At 67.9% G+C, this 15771-nt stretch carries 13 protein-coding genes; 9 read left to right on the top strand and 4 right to left on the bottom strand.

Annotated features, from left to right (window positions below; translation table 11 throughout):
* Window positions 1-485: 485 nt before the first annotated feature.
* Both ACGFJ2_RS27930 and ACGFJ2_RS27935 read left to right on the top strand, forming a co-directional pair.
* On the top strand, window positions 486-710 hold the full coding sequence (locus ACGFJ2_RS27930) for a hypothetical protein (protein ID WP_393473114.1): 225 nt from the start codon (window positions 486-488) through the stop codon (window positions 708-710).
* A gap of 23 nt (window positions 711-733) precedes the next feature.
* Window positions 734-1105: an MmcQ/YjbR family DNA-binding protein gene (locus ACGFJ2_RS27935; RefSeq protein WP_393473974.1), complete on the top strand. Its 372-nt coding sequence runs from the start codon at window positions 734-736 to the stop codon at window positions 1103-1105.
* A gap of 167 nt (window positions 1106-1272) precedes the next feature.
* On the opposite strand, the gene ACGFJ2_RS27940 is transcribed toward ACGFJ2_RS27935, so the two are convergent.
* The gene (locus ACGFJ2_RS27940) at window positions 1273-1992 is read right to left on the bottom strand and encodes an SDR family NAD(P)-dependent oxidoreductase (RefSeq protein ID WP_393473117.1); all 720 of its coding nucleotides are present in this window, start codon (window positions 1990-1992) and stop codon (window positions 1273-1275) included.
* A gap of 77 nt (window positions 1993-2069) precedes the next feature.
* Window positions 2070-3068 (bottom strand): NADPH:quinone oxidoreductase family protein, encoded by a 999-nt coding sequence (locus tag ACGFJ2_RS27945; RefSeq protein ID WP_393473120.1) that lies wholly within the window; start codon window positions 3066-3068, stop codon window positions 2070-2072.
* A 124-nt stretch (window positions 3069-3192) separates the two neighbouring features.
* Here ACGFJ2_RS27945 and ACGFJ2_RS27950 point away from each other — a divergent pair, with 124 nt between their 5' ends.
* The 7 genes from ACGFJ2_RS27950 to ACGFJ2_RS27980 all read left to right on the top strand — a co-directional run bounded on the left by ACGFJ2_RS27950 (window position 3193) and on the right by ACGFJ2_RS27980 (window position 13728).
* Window positions 3193-3825, top strand: a complete 633-nt coding sequence (locus ACGFJ2_RS27950; protein ID WP_358180116.1) for a TetR/AcrR family transcriptional regulator — start codon at window positions 3193-3195, stop codon at window positions 3823-3825.
* The gene (locus tag ACGFJ2_RS27955) at window positions 3825-4388 is read left to right on the top strand and encodes a YdeI/OmpD-associated family protein (RefSeq protein WP_357957630.1); all 564 of its coding nucleotides are present in this window, start codon (window positions 3825-3827) and stop codon (window positions 4386-4388) included. Before ACGFJ2_RS27950 ends, ACGFJ2_RS27955 begins: the two co-directional genes overlap by 1 nt.
* A gap of 388 nt (window positions 4389-4776) precedes the next feature.
* Window positions 4777-5760 carry a sugar ABC transporter permease gene (locus tag ACGFJ2_RS27960; protein WP_357957629.1) on the top strand — a complete coding sequence of 328 codons (984 nt, stop codon included), beginning with the start codon at window positions 4777-4779 and terminating at the stop codon, window positions 5758-5760.
* Entirely contained in the window at window positions 5744-6613 is an 870-nt protein-coding gene (locus ACGFJ2_RS27965) for a carbohydrate ABC transporter permease (RefSeq protein WP_357957627.1), read from the top strand. Before ACGFJ2_RS27960 ends, ACGFJ2_RS27965 begins: the two co-directional genes overlap by 17 nt.
* Window positions 6614-6648: 35 nt before the next feature.
* A complete protein-coding gene (locus tag ACGFJ2_RS27970) occupies window positions 6649-7926 on the top strand; it encodes an ABC transporter substrate-binding protein (RefSeq protein ID WP_393473125.1) in 1278 nt (425 codons plus the stop codon).
* Between the two features lie 69 nt (window positions 7927-7995).
* A complete protein-coding gene (locus tag ACGFJ2_RS27975) occupies window positions 7996-9276 on the top strand; it encodes a Gfo/Idh/MocA family protein (RefSeq protein WP_393473128.1) in 1281 nt (426 codons plus the stop codon).
* 330 nt (window positions 9277-9606) lie between these two features.
* Window positions 9607-13728 (top strand): molybdopterin-dependent oxidoreductase, encoded by a 4122-nt coding sequence (locus ACGFJ2_RS27980; RefSeq protein WP_393473131.1) that lies wholly within the window; start codon window positions 9607-9609, stop codon window positions 13726-13728.
* Window positions 13729-13845: 117 nt separating this feature from the next.
* Here the strand turns inward: ACGFJ2_RS27980 and ACGFJ2_RS27985 are convergent, their stop codons facing one another.
* Both ACGFJ2_RS27985 and ACGFJ2_RS27990 read right to left on the bottom strand, forming a co-directional pair.
* Complete coding sequence (locus tag ACGFJ2_RS27985; protein WP_393473134.1) at window positions 13846-14877, bottom strand: ABC transporter ATP-binding protein; 1032 nt, start codon at window positions 14875-14877, stop codon at window positions 13846-13848.
* 28 nt (window positions 14878-14905) lie between these two features.
* Entirely contained in the window at window positions 14906-15769 is an 864-nt protein-coding gene (locus tag ACGFJ2_RS27990; RefSeq protein WP_393473137.1) for an ABC transporter permease, read from the bottom strand.
* Between the last annotated feature and the right edge of the window lie 2 nt (window positions 15770-15771).

Raw genomic sequence — 15771 nt, forward strand, 5'->3', positions numbered from 1 at the left:
GAATGCCCGTGTAGCGAGAAGCACGACGACCGCATATGCCCTGATCAGGCGACGTTCATTGAAACGGAAGCCGTGCAGGAGGTAGCTCGCCGACTCGACTTGTCGGACCAGGCGAATTCCTTCCTGGCCGCGCAACACAGAAGGTACAGCGCCGATGGGGGTCTGTCCGGCTGCATTATTCCTGGGATGGTTGCGGTCGGTGCGGCAGGGATTGCCGTCCTCTTCCTTTACCTGCAACAGGTCATCACGACAGTCGTCCTGAGTTCATGGGGGCCTGTTCCTTCTCGGGCGGCAGGCCACCGGCGATCCAGTGAAATGGACGGCGCTGACCCTCTTCATCGCGGGGTCGATATTAGACCTTGCGTGGGGGTGAAGTGCTGCACAGCGTGCCCGTTCTGTCCCTCGTACCTGCTGGGTGATCGCGTGAATGTCCTCTCGGATGAAACCCCTACCTGACCTTCAACGGCAACAACGCCCGCGAGGCAATGGAGTTTTACGCGAACGTGTTCGGCGGCGACCTCGACTTCAACACCCTGGCCGAGTTCGGCGCTGCGGACTCACCGAAGGCCGATCAGATCTTCCACGCAATACTGGAGACCGACGCCGGCTACCCGATCACGGGCGGCGACGTCACCAGCGATGATGAATGCCGGCCTTTGGCGGGCTACCCGGTGAGTCTCAGCGGCGACGGGCACCGGCCGCGGAGCTAGAGGATGGCAGGTGTGAGTACGTGATGGTGCACAGCTCCCGGCGTGACCGGTTGATCGCGGCGTGCGGCGCTCAGCCAGGATCGGTCGAGGACTACCCGTTCGGCGACGAGGTGGCGGTGTTCAAAGTCGCCGGCAAGATGTTCGCGCTGGTCGTGCTGGGCTCGCTTCCCGGCAGCATCAGCCTCAAATGCGACCCGGACCTCGCGGTCGATCTGCGTGGCCGGTATGCGGCGATCACCGCGGGCTACCACCTCAACAAGCGGCACTGGAACACGATCACGCTCGACGGCTCCGTGCCCGACGACGTACTCCTCGACCTGGTCGATCACTCCTACGACCTGGTCGTGGCCCGCCTGACCAGGGCTGAACGGGACAAGCTGACACCTGACCGGTAGTCCGCCGGAACACTGACGGCTACTCGTTGGCGAGCTCCCTGATCCACTCCTCTGCGAGGGTGATGGCCTGGCCGGGGCCGAGCACTTCCTCTTGCTTACCAGGGAGGGCTTGCGAGGGCCGACGAGGGAGGGCTTGCGAGGTCTTGCGAGGGAGGGCTTACGAGGGCTTACGAGCTGACGGGTGCTAGTTGCGCGAACTGGCGCTCGAGCACCTTGGCCGCGCCATCGCGCCAGAGGGCAGCCATGGGCGCCGAGGCAGGGTCGGGGAATATTTCCTCCTCCCCATTGTCGATCGCGTCGAAGACGGCCAGCGCGACCGATTCCGGGGATGCCTTCGGTATGTCGAAGCCGCGGATCATATCGGTATCCACCGGGCCGGGCAGGACGGCGTGCACCCTAACCCCCTGCGCGGCCACGTGAGCGCGAAGCGACTGGGTCAAGGAGAACGCGGCCGCCTTCGAGACGGAGTAGGCCGGGATTATGAACGGCAAGGCAGCGAGAGAGTTCACCGAGAGGATGTTGACGATGGCCCCGCGGGAGCGGGTCACCGCCGGTAGGAAGGCCTGGGTCACGGCGTAGGTCCCGAAAAGGTTGACGGCCAGATGACGTTCGAGTACGGCCGGGTCGGTCAGGTCGTCGGGCAGCGCGATGCCGGCGTTGTTGATCAACATGTCCAGTGACTCAACCTGATCGGCAGCCGCTTGGATCTGCGCCGGGCTGGTGATGTCCAGGCTCAGGGGCGTCACCCGGTCGTCTGGGTGGGCCAGCGGCCGGCGGGTGCCGGCATACACCCGCCTGGCGCCCCTGGCCAGGGCTTCGGCTGCGAGCGCCTGCCCGAGGCCACGGTTGGCCCCGGTCACCAAGACCGTCTTGTCTTTCATGGTCATGCCTGTTGCTCCTGTCATTTCGGTGTGATCGGGCGCGAGCCTGCCATCGGCAGAAGCCGCCTGGCGTCACGGTCTGTTCAGGGCAGCAGTGCCAGCTTGCCCACGGTGGCCCGCGCTTCCAGTTCTGCGAGTGCTTTCGGCCCCTCGGCCAACTCGTAGACGGTGGGCTGGCCGGGGCCGAGCACGCCGGCCGCGAGAAGGCCGGACATCTCGCCCATGACTTCGCCGAAGATCTGTGGTGCGGTCTGGATCAGGGTGCCGATGTTCAGGCCGATGAGGTGGATCTGGTGTTTGTAGACCAGTTCCCAGTTGGTGATCGCGGCTTCGCCGCCGGCCAGGCCATAGACGACGACCCGGCCGGTGACCCGTTTGGTCGCGGCCAGGCTGGCGTCGAGGGTGGCGCCGCCGACCGACTCCAGGACCAGGTCGGCGCCCGCGCCGCCGGTCAGTCTCAGGACCTCGGCGGCGATGTCGGTGTCGCGGGAGTCGATGACGTGGTCCGCGCCTTGCGTTCGTACCACCTCATGCTTGCCTGGCGAGGCCGTGGCGATCACCGTGGCGCCGTAATGTTTGGCCATCTTCACCGCGGCCTGGCCGGTTCCGCCGGCCGCGGCGTGGATCAGCACGGTCTGCCCGGCAGCGATACGGCCCAGCGGCTTGAGCGCCGCCAGCGCGGTCGGCCAGTTCACGACCAGGCCGAGCGCCTGCTCGTCGGCCCAGCCCGCCGGCACGGGCACCGCGCCGGCCGCGGGCAGCACCATGTGCTCGGCGAAGGCGCCGCCTGTGACGTCGACGCCGATGACGTGGGCGCCGGGCTCCAGTCCGGTCACCCCCTCACCGACGGCGGTGACTTCACCGGCGCCCTCGATGCCCGCCAGATACGGCGGCCGCGGGCCGCCCGCGAACGTGCCGCGGGCCTGCGAGATGTCGACGAAGTTGACGCCGGCGGCGGTGACCCGGATCAGGACCTCGCCCGGGCCTGGGCTCTGTACCGGCGCGTCGGTGATCAGCCGCAGGTCCTGCGGGCCGTTCAGTGACGTCTGCTCCAGGGCGCGCATGGTCGCGGGAATGCTCATGACGATCGGCTCCCTCTTCATTTGTCGAACGGACTTATTTATCGAACGACAAACAAATCGTGGCACGCCCGTACGACGCAGGTCAAGGTAAACTTGATCGAACGACAAACAAGTACGGAGGCACATGCCGATGGCTGCTCGCGGCAGGCCGCGCACGTTCGACCCGGACGCCGCCCTGCGCCAAGCGCTGGACCTGTTCTGGGAACGGGGCTACGAGGGCACCTCGCTCAACGACCTGGCCCAGGCAATGGGCATCGCCTCGGCCAGCATCTACGCCTGCTTCGGCAGCAAGGAGGAGCTGTTCCGCAAGGTCATGGCCCTCTACGGCACGACCTCGGGCGAGCCGCCCAGGCGCGCGCTACGCGAACAACCGACCGCACGCGCCGCGATCCACGCCATGCTGCGCGCCACCGCCGATGAGATCACCCGCCCCGACACCCCGCACTACTGCATGCTCATCCTCGCCGCACCGACCGGCGCCGTGGAAAACCACGCGGTCCGCGAATTCCTCGCCGACCGCCGGCACGACCAGTTCACCACCGTCAAAGACCGGCTCACTCGCGGCGTCACCGACGGTGACCTCACCGCACCACCCACCAGCCTCGACGCCATCGCCCGCTACTACACCACCGTGGTTCAGGGCCTCTCCATACAAGCCCGCGACGGCGCCACCCGCGCCGAACTGGAAACGGTCATCACCTGCGCGATGGCCGCCTGGGATACCCTCACGTCCGCGCCATCACAGCAGGTGATCTAGTGGAAACTCGCTCGTTCCCGTCGGCCGCGGCATTCGAAGCATGGCTCGCCGTCAGCCATACCTCCTCGTCCGGAATCTGGCTCAAGCTCGACAAGAAGGTGGCGGGCGGCCAGTCGCTGACCTATGCCGAGGCGCTTGACGTGGCACTGTGCTTCGGTTGGATCGACGGGCAGAAGGCCAAGTTCGACGATGACCACTGGCTGCAGCGCTTCACTCCCCGCAGGCCGAGGAGCAAATGGTCGAAGGTCAACCGCGACAAGGTCACCGCGCTGATCGACCAGGGCCGGATGAGGCCGGCGGGCCTGCTGGAGATCCAACGCGCGAAAGAGGACGGCCGCTGGGACGCCGCGTATGACGGACCGCGGACCGCCACCGTACCCGACGATTTGGCGCGTGCCCTGGCTCAGAATCCCGCCGCGCAGGAATTCTTCGCAACGCTGGACAGCCGCAATCGTTACGCGGTGCTGTACCGCGTGCAGGACGCCAAGAAACCCGAAACCCGGGCACGTCGTATCGAGCAGTACGTCACGATGCTGGCCGAGCAGAAGAAGATCCACCCCTGAGGCTGCCCAGCAACGGTTGCCACGGCGAGTTGCTGCCCGAGCGAGGGGAAGAAGCGCGGCCCTGTCGCCGCCTTCTGGAGACCGCTCTGAGGGGGAGCCTCGTCTGAGTGAGCCGCTGCATGACCGGGTGAGTCGCGCCTCCACGACCAAGGAGCTGAGCGGCTCCTAGTGGGCCGAACAGTGCAACCGGTTGTAGTCAGCGGAAAATTTTAGCTGGGAAGCTAATTGCTCGGATAGCGCCTTGAGCTGGCAAAACATAGATCACGATATATCGGTAACATCTACGTAACGCCTGCAAAGGGTTGACGAAACTTTTGGCGCACCTATAGGAAAGCGCTATCCGATCCCGCCGTGCCCGGACGGCCAGGAATGAGGGACACATGCGTCTATGTCCGATTCGATCGCGGTAACCCCGGAACGGGCGCTCGCTCCCCGGCGAGCCCACGCCAAGCCGCCGGGTGCGAGGCGCACCAAGCGGGTGAACAACCACAAACGGCGAGAGGCCCGTACGGCCTACCTCTTCCTGGCACCATGGTTCCTCGGCCTGTTCGTGATCACGGTCGGCCCGATCCTGGCGTCGCTGTACCTGTCGTTCACCGACTTCAACATGCTGGAAACGGCCAAGTGGATCGGGCTCGACAACTACGCGAAGATGTTCACCGAGGACACGCGGTTCCTCACCTCGCTGAAGGTGACCACGATCTACGTGGTCGTGTCGGTGCCCTTGCAGCTGGCCTTCGCGCTCGGGCTGGCGCTGGCGCTCGACCGGGGACTGCGTGGTCTGTCGTTCTACCGCTCGATCTACTACCTGCCGTCCCTGCTCGGTGGCAGCGTGGCGATCGCGATCCTCTGGCGCAAGCTCTTCGGTAGTGACGGCCTGGTCAACGCCGTACTGGACGTCTTCGGCATCCAGGGCGCCGGCTGGGTCTCCGATCCCGACACCGCGCTGGGGACGCTGATCCTCCTGCACGTGTGGACGTTCGGCGCGCCCATGGTGATCTTCCTGGCGGGGCTGCGGCAGATTCCGCAGAGCTACTACGAGGCGGCCCAGGTGGACGGGGCCGGCAAGCTCCGTCAGTTCCGCTCGATCACGCTGCCCCTGCTCACGCCGATCATCTTCTTCAACCTCGTACTCGAAGTGATCAAGTCGTTCCAGTCCTTCACCCAGTCGTTCATCGTCAGCAGCGGTACGGGCGGACCGGTCGACTCCACGCTCTTCTACACGCTCTACCTCTACCTGAAGGGCTTCAAGAGCTACGACATGGGCTATGCGGCAGCCATGGCCTGGGTCCTCCTGCTCATCATCGCCGGACTGACCGGCGTCAACTTCCTCGCGTCGAAGTATTGGGTCTTCTATGGCGACACCAAGTAAGGCCGTCCCGCTGCTGTTCCGCCCGCTTCCGCGGGGCAGCCGGCTGCTCAAGCACATCCTGCTGATCGGCTTCGGCCTGGTCATGCTCTATCCGCTGCTCTGGATGGTGTCCAGCTCACTCAAGCCCGAGGAGCTCATCTTCCGCGAGCCCGGCCTGTGGCCGAGCACCTTCACACTGGAGAACTACAGCGACGGCTGGACCTCGCTCAAGCACTCCTTCGGGTTCTACCTGTGGAACTCCGCGGTCATCACCGGCCTGTCGGTGGCGGCCAACCTGATCGCCTGCTCGCTGGCCGCGTACGCATTCGCCCGGCTGAACTTCCCGCTGAAGAAGCTCTGGTTCGCGGTCATGCTCGGCTCGATCATGCTGCCGCATCATGTGACGGTCGTGCCGCAGTACATCGTGTTCTCCAAGCTCGACTGGATCAACACGATCTGGCCGCTGATCGTGCCCAAGTTCCTGGCCACGGACGCGTTCTTCATCTTCCTCATGGTCCAGTTCATCCGGACCCTGCCGAGGGAGCTGGACGAGGCCGCCTCCATCGACGGCGCGGGCTACTGGCGGGTCTTCCTCCAGGTGATCCTTCCGCTCTGCACCCCGGCGCTCGCCACGACCGGCATCTTCACCTTCATCTGGACGTGGAACGACTTCTTCAGCCAGAACCTGTACCTGACGAACTCCGACAACCTCACGGTCGCCGTCGCGCTGCGCCAGTTCCTGGACTCCAGCGGTGAGTCCTCGTGGGGGCCGATGTTCGCGATGTCGATCGTGTCGCTGGGGCCGATCTTCGGATTCTTCCTGGCCGGCCAGAAATACCTGATCCGTGGCATGGCGACCACCGGACTCAAGTAACACCCCCCCGCAACTCTTCACCAGGAGGTAGAGCTGTGAGTTTCAGCTCGCGCAAGAAGATTTGGACGTTTGCCCTGCTCGCGGCCACCGTGATGACGTCGGCCGGCGCCTGCGGCGGCGGCGACAAGGCGGACAGTGGCAAGGTCGAACTCCGCTTCTCGTACTGGGGCAGCGACTCCCGGCAGAAGCTCACCGAGCAGGTGATCAAGAAGTTCGAGGAGAAGAACCCGACCATCAACGTCGAGGGTGACTTCTCCGACTTCAACAACTACTACGAGAAACTCGCCACCAAGGTGGCGGCGAACGACGCCCCCGACGTCATGAGCATCGAGATCCGCGGCCTGGGCGAGTACGCCGGGCGCGGCGCCCTGGCCGACCTGGCGGGCAAGGTGGTCACGACCGACCTCGACCAGCAGGCGCTCGCCGCCGGGAACATCGACAGCAAGCAGTACGCCATTCCCTCCGGCGTCAACGCCTTCTCCATGCTCGTCAACAAGGCGACGATCGAGAAGGCCAAGCAGAAGGTGCCCGACGACAAGTCCTGGACCTGGGACGACTGGATCAACCTGGCCAAGCAGATCAGCGCGAGCGGTGGCGGCATCACGGGAGCCGAGTACAACTACAACCCTGCCTGGCTGCAGATCTTCGCGGCCCAGCGCGGCGAGAAGCTGTACGACGGCAAGAAGCTGGGCGTCTCGCCTGACACGCTGAAGGCCTGGTGGGCCATCCACCAGCAGCTCATCCAGACCAAGGGCTCGCCTGACGCGGCGAAGAGCTCCGAGCTGATCGCGGGCGGGGTCGAACAGTCGCCGCTGGGCACCAACGCCGGTGCGACGGGCATGTGGTGGAGCAACCAGCTCGGCGGCCTGACCAAGGCGTCCGGTCAGGAGCTGACCCTGCTGCGCATGCCCAAGGTGAAGGGGGCGACCACCAGCGGTATGTTCCTGCAGCCGTCGATGTTCTACACCGTCGCCGCCAAGTCCGAGCATCCGGCGGAAGCCGCCAAGTTCATCGACTTCATGGTCAATGACCCGGACGCGGCCTCGATCCTGCTGAGCGACCGCGGCCTGCCGACCAACGCCAAGGTGCTCGCGGCCGTCAAGGACAAGCTGCCGGCCGTCGACCAGAAGACGCTGGGCTTCATCGACGAGGTCAGGAGCGAGCTGAGCCCGATCGCCGCCCCGCCGAAGGGCGCGCTCCAGGTGGACGACATCCTCAAGCGCGTCACCGAGGAGGTCGTCTTCGCCAAGACGACACCGGACGCCGCCGCGCAGAAGTTCCTGACTGAAGCCAACGCCGCCCTCGCCGGCTGAGGTCGGTACGGGCAGGGCCGGGGCCGTCAGTGGCTCCGGCCCATCATTTTCGCTACTCGGGGAGAGAAGTTGAGCACCAGGTACGCCTTCGTCGGCCTTGGTCACCGCGTCCGGATGTACATCGACGCCCTGCTGGGCGACTGGCGGGACACCGGTACGATCGTCGGCCTCTGCGACACCAACCGGACCCGCATGGACTACTACGCCGAGCGCATCGGCGACGACGTGCCCCGCTTCCATCCGGACGAGTTCGGCAAGCTGCTGGAGCTGGCCGACGCGGTCGTGGTGACGACGGTGGACGTGACCCACGCCCGCTATGTCGTCGCCGCCCTCGACGCGGGGCTCGACGTCATCGTGGAGAAGCCGCTCACCATCGACGCCGAAGGCTGCGAGGCCATCGCCGCCGCCGCCGAGCGCAACCCGGGCAAACTGGTGGTCACCTTCAACTACCGCTACTCGCCCCGCAACTCGGCAGTGAAGAAGCTGATCAGCGAAGGCGCGATCGGCGAGATCACCTCCGTCCACTTCGACTGGGCACTCGACACCATCCACGGCGCCGACTACTTCCGCCGCTGGCACCGCGAGCGGGCCAACTCCGGCGGCCTGCTCGTGCACAAGTCCACCCACCACTTCGACCTGGTCAACTGGTGGCTCGCGGCCGCACCCGAGCTCGTCTTCGCTCAGACGGACCTTCGTTTTTACGGCCAGGCCCTGCCCCGGGGTCCGCGCCCCGCCCGCGGCCAGGGCGCGCCCGGCCTCGGCACCGACCCCTTCATCCTGGACATCTCCACCGATCAGCACCTCAAGCGCCTCTACCTGGACGCCGAGCACGAAGACGGCTACATCCGCGACCAGGACGTCTTCGGGCCGGGCGTGACGATCGACGACAACATGTCGGTCCTGGTCCGCTACGCGAACCGGGCCATGCTCACGTACTCCCTCACCGCGCACGCCCCGTACGAGGGCTACCGCGTCGTCTTCAACGGCACGGAGGGGCGGATCGAGCTGGAGGTGTGCGAGCGATCTTGGACGCCGCCGCACGCCGCGATCGACCCGAGCGCCGCCACCAAGCAACACGCGGCCGGTGCCTGGGAGAAGCTCATCCTGCACCGGCACTGGCAGGAGGCGGAGGAGATCACCATCGAGCAGGGGGAGGGTGGTCACGGCGGCGGCGACCGGCTGCTCCTGAACGACATCTTCCGCGGCCCGAGCGAGGACCCGCTGGGCCGCCCCGCCGGGTACCGCGACGGCATCCGCAGCGTACTGGTGGGAGCCGCGGCCACCCGCTCGGCGACCACCGGCCGCGCCGTCCACCTGACCGACGACGGCACCCGCCTGGCCGACGCCTGACCGACGGTCGGTCACCCGGTCGGCCCGGAAGCCATCCGCAGGCTGGCGTACCACCTGCTTGGCGACCTCCGAGGTCAGAAGCCCTCTGTGATCATCACAGGGGGCTTCTTGCTAATACCGGCGCGGAGTGCTCGGCTGGGATCGAACCGAAGTAGCGGGTGCGTGGCGGGCAGGGATCGGTGGTGATCTGAATGTAACCGGCCGCAGTCGGCTGATGTGACGTCCCTGTAACGCCAGCTTCTTACCTTTTGCGTGTTGGATCTGCCCGCTGCGGCTGCGACGCGCCCACTGCCCGGGACAGCGTTCAGGCCCTGTAGAGGAGAAGGGCCGATGACGGCGACGGACCGGGTGAAGACCGTCTGTTCCTATTGCGGCGTCGGCTGCGGCATCGTGCTCGACGTCACGCGTGGCGCCGATGGGCGGCGGAGGGTGGTCAAGGCTTCGGGGGACAAGAGCCATCCGGCCAACGCCGGACGTCTGTGTACGAAGGGAGCCACCAGCGCGGCGATGCTCGCGGCTCCCGGCCGGCTGGAGCGGGCGCTCGTCCGGCCGGATCGGGGTGCGGAGCCGGCGGAGGCCGGTGTCGACGCGGCGATCACGGCGACCGCCCAGCGGCTGCGCGCGATCCTGGACGAGCACGGGCCCGACGCGCTGTCGTTCTACGTGTCCGGGCAGCTGACGCTGGAGGCCCAGTACCTGGCGAACAAGCTGGCCAAGGGGTTCGTCGGCACCAATCAGATCGAGTCGAACTCACGGTTGTGCATGGCCAGCGCGGGCAGCGGCTACAAGCTGTCGCTGGGCTCGGACGGCCCGCCCGGCTCGTACGAGGACTTCGAGCGCGCCGAGGTGTTCTTCGTCATCGGCGCGAACATGGCCGACTGCCACCCCATCCTGTTCCTGCGGATGATGCACCGGGTCAAGGCCGGCGCCAAGCTGATCGTGGTGGACCCGCGCCGCACGGCCACGGCCGACAAGGCCGACCTGTTCCTACAGGTACGGCCGGGCACGGATCTGGCCCTGCTCAACGGGCTGCTGCACCTCCTGGTCGAGGACGGCCACATCGACCAGGAGTTCATCGCGGAGCACACCAACGGCTGGGCGGCCATGCCGGGCTTCCTGCTCGACTATCCGCCCGCCGCGGTCGCGGAGATCACCGGGATACCCGAGGCCGACCTGCGTCGGGCGGCTCAGTGGATCGGCGAAGCCGGCGAGTGGATGAGCTGCTGGACGATGGGGCTCAACCAGAGCACTCACGGCACCTGGAACACCAACGCGCTGTGCAACCTGCACCTGGCCACGGGCGCGATCTGCCGTCCCGGTAGCGGCCCGTTCTCGCTGACCGGCCAGCCCAATGCGATGGGTGGGCGCGAGATGGGCTACATGGGGCCCGGACTGCCCGGGCAACGGTCGGCGCTGGTGGAGGAGGATCGCCGGTTCGTCGAGGAGCTGTGGGGGATCGCGCCCGGCACGCTTCGTACCGAGGTCGGGCAGGGCACGGTCGAGATGTTCTCGCGGATGGCCGAAGGCGAGATCAAGGCGTGCTGGATCATCTGTACCAATCCGATCGCCAGCGTCGCCAACCGCAAGACCGTGATCGCCGGTCTGGAGGCGGCCGAGTTCGTCGTCACCCAGGACGTGTTCGCGGCCACCGAGACCAACGCCTACGCCGACGTCGTCCTTCCGGCCGCCCTGTGGGCCGAGTCCGAAGGCGTGATGATCAACTCTGAGCGCAACCTCACCCTGCTCCAGCAGGCCGTCGAGCCGGTGGGGGAGGCGCTGCCGGATTGGCGGATCATCGCCAGGGTCGCCTGCGAGATGGGGTTCGAGGCTGACTTCTCCTATGAGAGCGCGGAGGAGGTGTTCGAGGAGATCAAGCGGGCGGGCAATCCCGCGACCGGTTACGACCTGCGCGGCGTCACCTACGAGCGGCTGCGGGAGACGCCGGTGCAGTGGCCGAGCCCGCCCGGTTCCGGCGCGCGCAATCCGATCCGCTATCTCAATGACGGTCTCAGCCAGGCGCCGCTCGTACGGGAGGACGGCAGCCGCCCGCGCCTGGCCTTCGCCACCGCCGACGGTCGTGCCGTCTTCTTCCCGCGCCCGCACCTGCCCGCCGCCGAGCTGCCCGACGACGACTTCCCGTACGTACTCAACACCGGTCGGTTGGGGCACCAGTGGCACACCCTGACCAAGACCGGCAAGGTCGCCAAGCTGAACAAGCTCAACCCGGGCCCGTTCGTCGAGATCAACCCGCGGGACGCCGCTGAGCTTGGCATCGGTGAGGGCGACCTGGTGGCCATCTCTTCCCGGCGCGGCCGGGCCGTGCTGCCCGCGGTCGTGACGGACCGGGTGATGCCGGGCAACAGCTTCGCGCCGTTCCACTGGAACGACCTGTTCGGCGAGTACCTCAGCGTCAACGCCGTCACCAGCGACGCCGTGGATCCGATCTCGTTCCAGCCCGAGTTGAAGGTGTGCGCGGTCTCCCTGGCCAGGGTGGTCACAGACGACGCTCCCTCGCGAGTACCTGAGCCGGCCGCAGTGCCCGAGCCGGCCGCAGCGCCCGGTCCGGTCGCGGCGCTGGCCGGGTTGTTCGGGCTGGGCGAGCTGGCCCCGCCGGTGCTCGCAGGTCACGAGCGCCAGTATCTGGCCGGGTTCCTGGCCGGTCTGATCGATGCGCCGCCCGCCGGCACGGCCGTACCGATCTTGCCGAGCCACGCCCCCATCGACCCGAGCCATGCTCTGTGGATCAACGGTGCGCTGGCCGGCGCCTTCTCTCGTGTCGCGGCTCCTGCCCTCGTACCGGAGGCGCCCGAGGCGCCGGTGCGCGAGCTCATCGTCCTGTGGGCCTCGCAGACCGGCAACGCCGAGGAGTTCGCCGCCGCCAGCGCTCGCCGCCTGGCCGACACGGGCCGCAAGGCCCGGCTCGTCGACATGGCCGATTGCACCCCGGCCACTCTTCCCGCGGAGGCGGACCTGCTGGTCATCTCCAGTACGTTCGGCGACGGCGAAGCGCCCGACAACGGTGCCGCCTTCTGGGAGGCGCTCGCCGAGCCCGGGGCACCGCGGCTCGACGGCGTGCGGTATGCGGTGCTGGCCTTCGGCGACTCCAGCTACGACGACTTCTGCGGTCACGGACGCCAGCTCGACCGTCGTCTGGAGGAGCTCGGCGCGGTACGCCTGGCGCCGCGCGCCGATTGCGAGCCCGACGACCAGGAGCGCGCGCTGAGCTGGCTCGACCAGGTGCTCACCACGCTCACCGAGACGACGCCCCCCTCGCTCACCGAGACCAAGCCCGCCTCACCGTCCGTACCCGTCGGGTCTCCCGCGCCCACGCCGGGGCCCAGCAAGACGGCGCCCTTTACCGCGACGCTGTCGGGCAACCGGCTGCTCAGCCTGCCCGGCTCGGCCAAAGAGGTCCGTCAGTTCACCTTCGAGACCGGCGGCGAACTGGCCTACCAGGCCGGGGACGCGCTCGGCGTCATGCCCGTCAACAGCGCTGATCTGGTCATGGAATGGCTGGCCGTGACCGGTCTCAGCCCGGTCGACAACGTGGAGCTGACCGGCCTCGGCTCGCTTCCTCTCGGCGAGGCGCTGCACCGCCATCTGGACCTCACCAAGATCACCTCGGGGTTGCTCAAGTTCGTCGCCGAACGTACTCGTGACCGCGATCTGTCCCGGTTGCTGCGTCCAGGCAACAAGGGCGAGCTGGCCAAGTGGACCTGGAGCCGCCAGGCCATCGACGTCATCGCCGAACTCCCGGTACGCGCCGACGCCCAGGAATGGATCGGCGTGCTCAAACGGCTCCAGCCGCGCCTGTACTCCATCTCCTCCAGCCCGCTGACCAGCCCTGACGAGATACGGCTGACCATCTCGGTGGTCCGCTTCGACAATCTGCGTGGCCGCCCGCGCAGCGGCGCGTGCTCGGCCTACCTGGCCGACAACCCGGAGCGGACCCAGGTGCCGGTGTACGTCCAGCACACCACCCACTTCCGCCCGCCCTCGAACCCGGGCACCCCGATGGTGATGATCGGTCCCGGCACCGGCGTCGCCCCCTTCCTCGGCTTCCTCGACGAACGCCGCGCCCTCGGCCACCGCGGCCGTAACTGGCTCTTCTTCGGTGAGCAGCGCCGGACCACCGACTTCTACTACCGCGACGAACTCACCCAAATGCACGACGACGGGCTGCTGACCCGCCTCGACCTGGCCTTCTCCCGCGACCAGCGCGCCAAGGTCTACGTTCAGGACCGCATGCGCGAGCACGGTGCCCAGCTCTGGGCCTGGCTGCAGGACGGGGCCCACGTATATGTGTGCGGCGACGCCGGCCGGATGGCCAAGGACGTCGACCAGACTCTGCACGACATCACGGCCCGCTATGGCGGCCTCTCTCCTGATGACGCGACCGCGTACGTCAAGCAGCTGGCCGCGAGCAAGCGCTACGTGCGCGACGTGTATTGACGACGGGCACCGAGCCCTTGCTACCAGCCTGGTTGAGTGTCGCGACACTCCGCTCGATGCCGCAGCGGGAGACCACAGTGAGATTCGAGTCATGCCGGTCGTCCGGCGCGGGCGGGTTCATGCGGGGTAGGCGTGGGTCTCGGTGGCCTTGGCCGAGGCCCAGATCTGCTGGCCCGGGGTCAGGTCGAGGTCGGCGACGGCGGCGGTGGTGATGTCGGCGAAGGCGATGATGGGGCCGTCGAGGTGTACGCGTACGTTGTCGCCGTGGCGTTCGATGCCCTCGATGCGGGCTTGCCACAGGTTGCGCGGACTGCCGTCCGGGCGGGTCCGGTAGAGGGCGACGGCGGACGGCGGGAAGGCGACGAACGCGGGCCCGTCGAGGTGTTCGTAGGTGTGCAGCAACAGCTCGCCGACCTTGACCCGCGATCCGTCGGCCACGCCGCGGTACAGGTTGAGCCCGACCAGGCGGGCCACGTAGTCGGTACGGGGGCGGCGGGCCACCTCCGCCGGACTGCCCTGCTGGACGATGGCGCCGTTCTCGATCACGATCAGCCGGTCGGCCAGCACCATCGCGTCGAGGGGATCGTGGGTGACCAGCACGGTCGCGCCGTCGAAGTCGGCCAGGTGGCGGCGCAGCTGGGAGCGGACCTCCAGCCGGGTGTGGGCGTCGAGCGCGGCCAGCGGCTCATCCAGCAGCAGCAGATCGGGCTGTACGGCCAGCGCCCGCGCCAGTGCCACCCGCTGAGCCTGTCCGCCGGACAGCTGCCGTGGCTTGGCGGCGGCGCGCTCGGCCAGGCCGACACGTTCCAGCAGGGCGGCGGCGGTACGGCGGGCCTCGGCCTTGGGCACGCCATGGCAGCGCGGCCCGAACGCGACGTTGTCCAGCGCCGTCAGGTGCGGGAAGAGCAGGTAGTCCTGGAAGACCATGCCGATCGGGCGTTCCTCGGCGGGCAGGGTGTGCAGCGGCCTGTCGCGCAGGACGATCTCCCCGTCGGACAGGCGGGTGAGCCCGGCCAGGGCGCGCAGGGCGGTGGTCTTGCCCGCGCCGTTGGGGCCCAGCAGCGCCACGACCTCGCCCGGAGCGACCTCCAGGGTGAGGTCGAGGGTGAAGGCGGGCCGGGTGACCACCAGCCGGGCGTACAGGGTCATGACACACTCACCCACCGGTCACGCTGGATCACGGCGCGCTCACCCACCGATCCCGCAGGCTGGTCAGGATGATCACCGAGACGGCCAGCAGGACGAGGCTGAGCACAATGGCCGCCTCCGGCTCGGTCTCCAGCGCCAGATAGACCGCCAGCGGCATGGTGCGGGTGGTGCCGGGGAAGTTGCCGGCGAACGTGATCGTCGCGCCGAACTCGCCCAACGCCCGCGCCCAGCACAACACCGCCCCGGCCACGACACCCGGCATGACCATCGGCAGCGTCACCCGCCGGAACACGATCCACCGCGAGGCGCCGAGCGTGGCCGCGGCCTCCTCGAAACGCCGGTCGGCACCACGCAACGCCCCCTCCACGCTGATCACCAGGAAGGGCATCGCCACGAACGCCTCGGCGATGATCACCCCAGCGGTGGTGAACGGCAGCGTGATGCCGAACGTGGTATCCAGCCACTGCCCGACCAGCCCGCGCCGCCCCAGTACGAGCAGCAGCGCGACACCGCCGACCACCGGCGGCAGCACCAGCGGGACGGTGACCAGGGCTCGGACCAGCCGCCGCCCGGGAAACGACACCCGGGCCAGCAGCCAGGCCAGCGGCACGCCGAGCAGCAGGCACGCAGCGGTGGCGATGGTGGCGCACACCAGCGACAGCCGCAACGCCTCCAGCACCTGCGGCTCGGCCAGCCGCCGCAGCAGCGTGGACCAGGGGGCGCGGATCAGCAGCCCGGCCAGCGGCAGTACGAGGAAGACCAGACCCACGACGGCGGGCACGACCAGCATCCACGGCAGGCGCCCGGAGACCTCGCGCCCCGCGGCCGGCCGACTGCCGGGCCCGCGTGGCGAGCTCGACAGGTCGACCTGCTCCGGCACGGAAGGGTTCATGA

This window comes from Nonomuraea sp. NPDC049028, from assembly GCF_043197735.1.
GTDB lineage: Bacteria > Actinomycetota > Actinomycetes > Streptosporangiales > Streptosporangiaceae > Nonomuraea.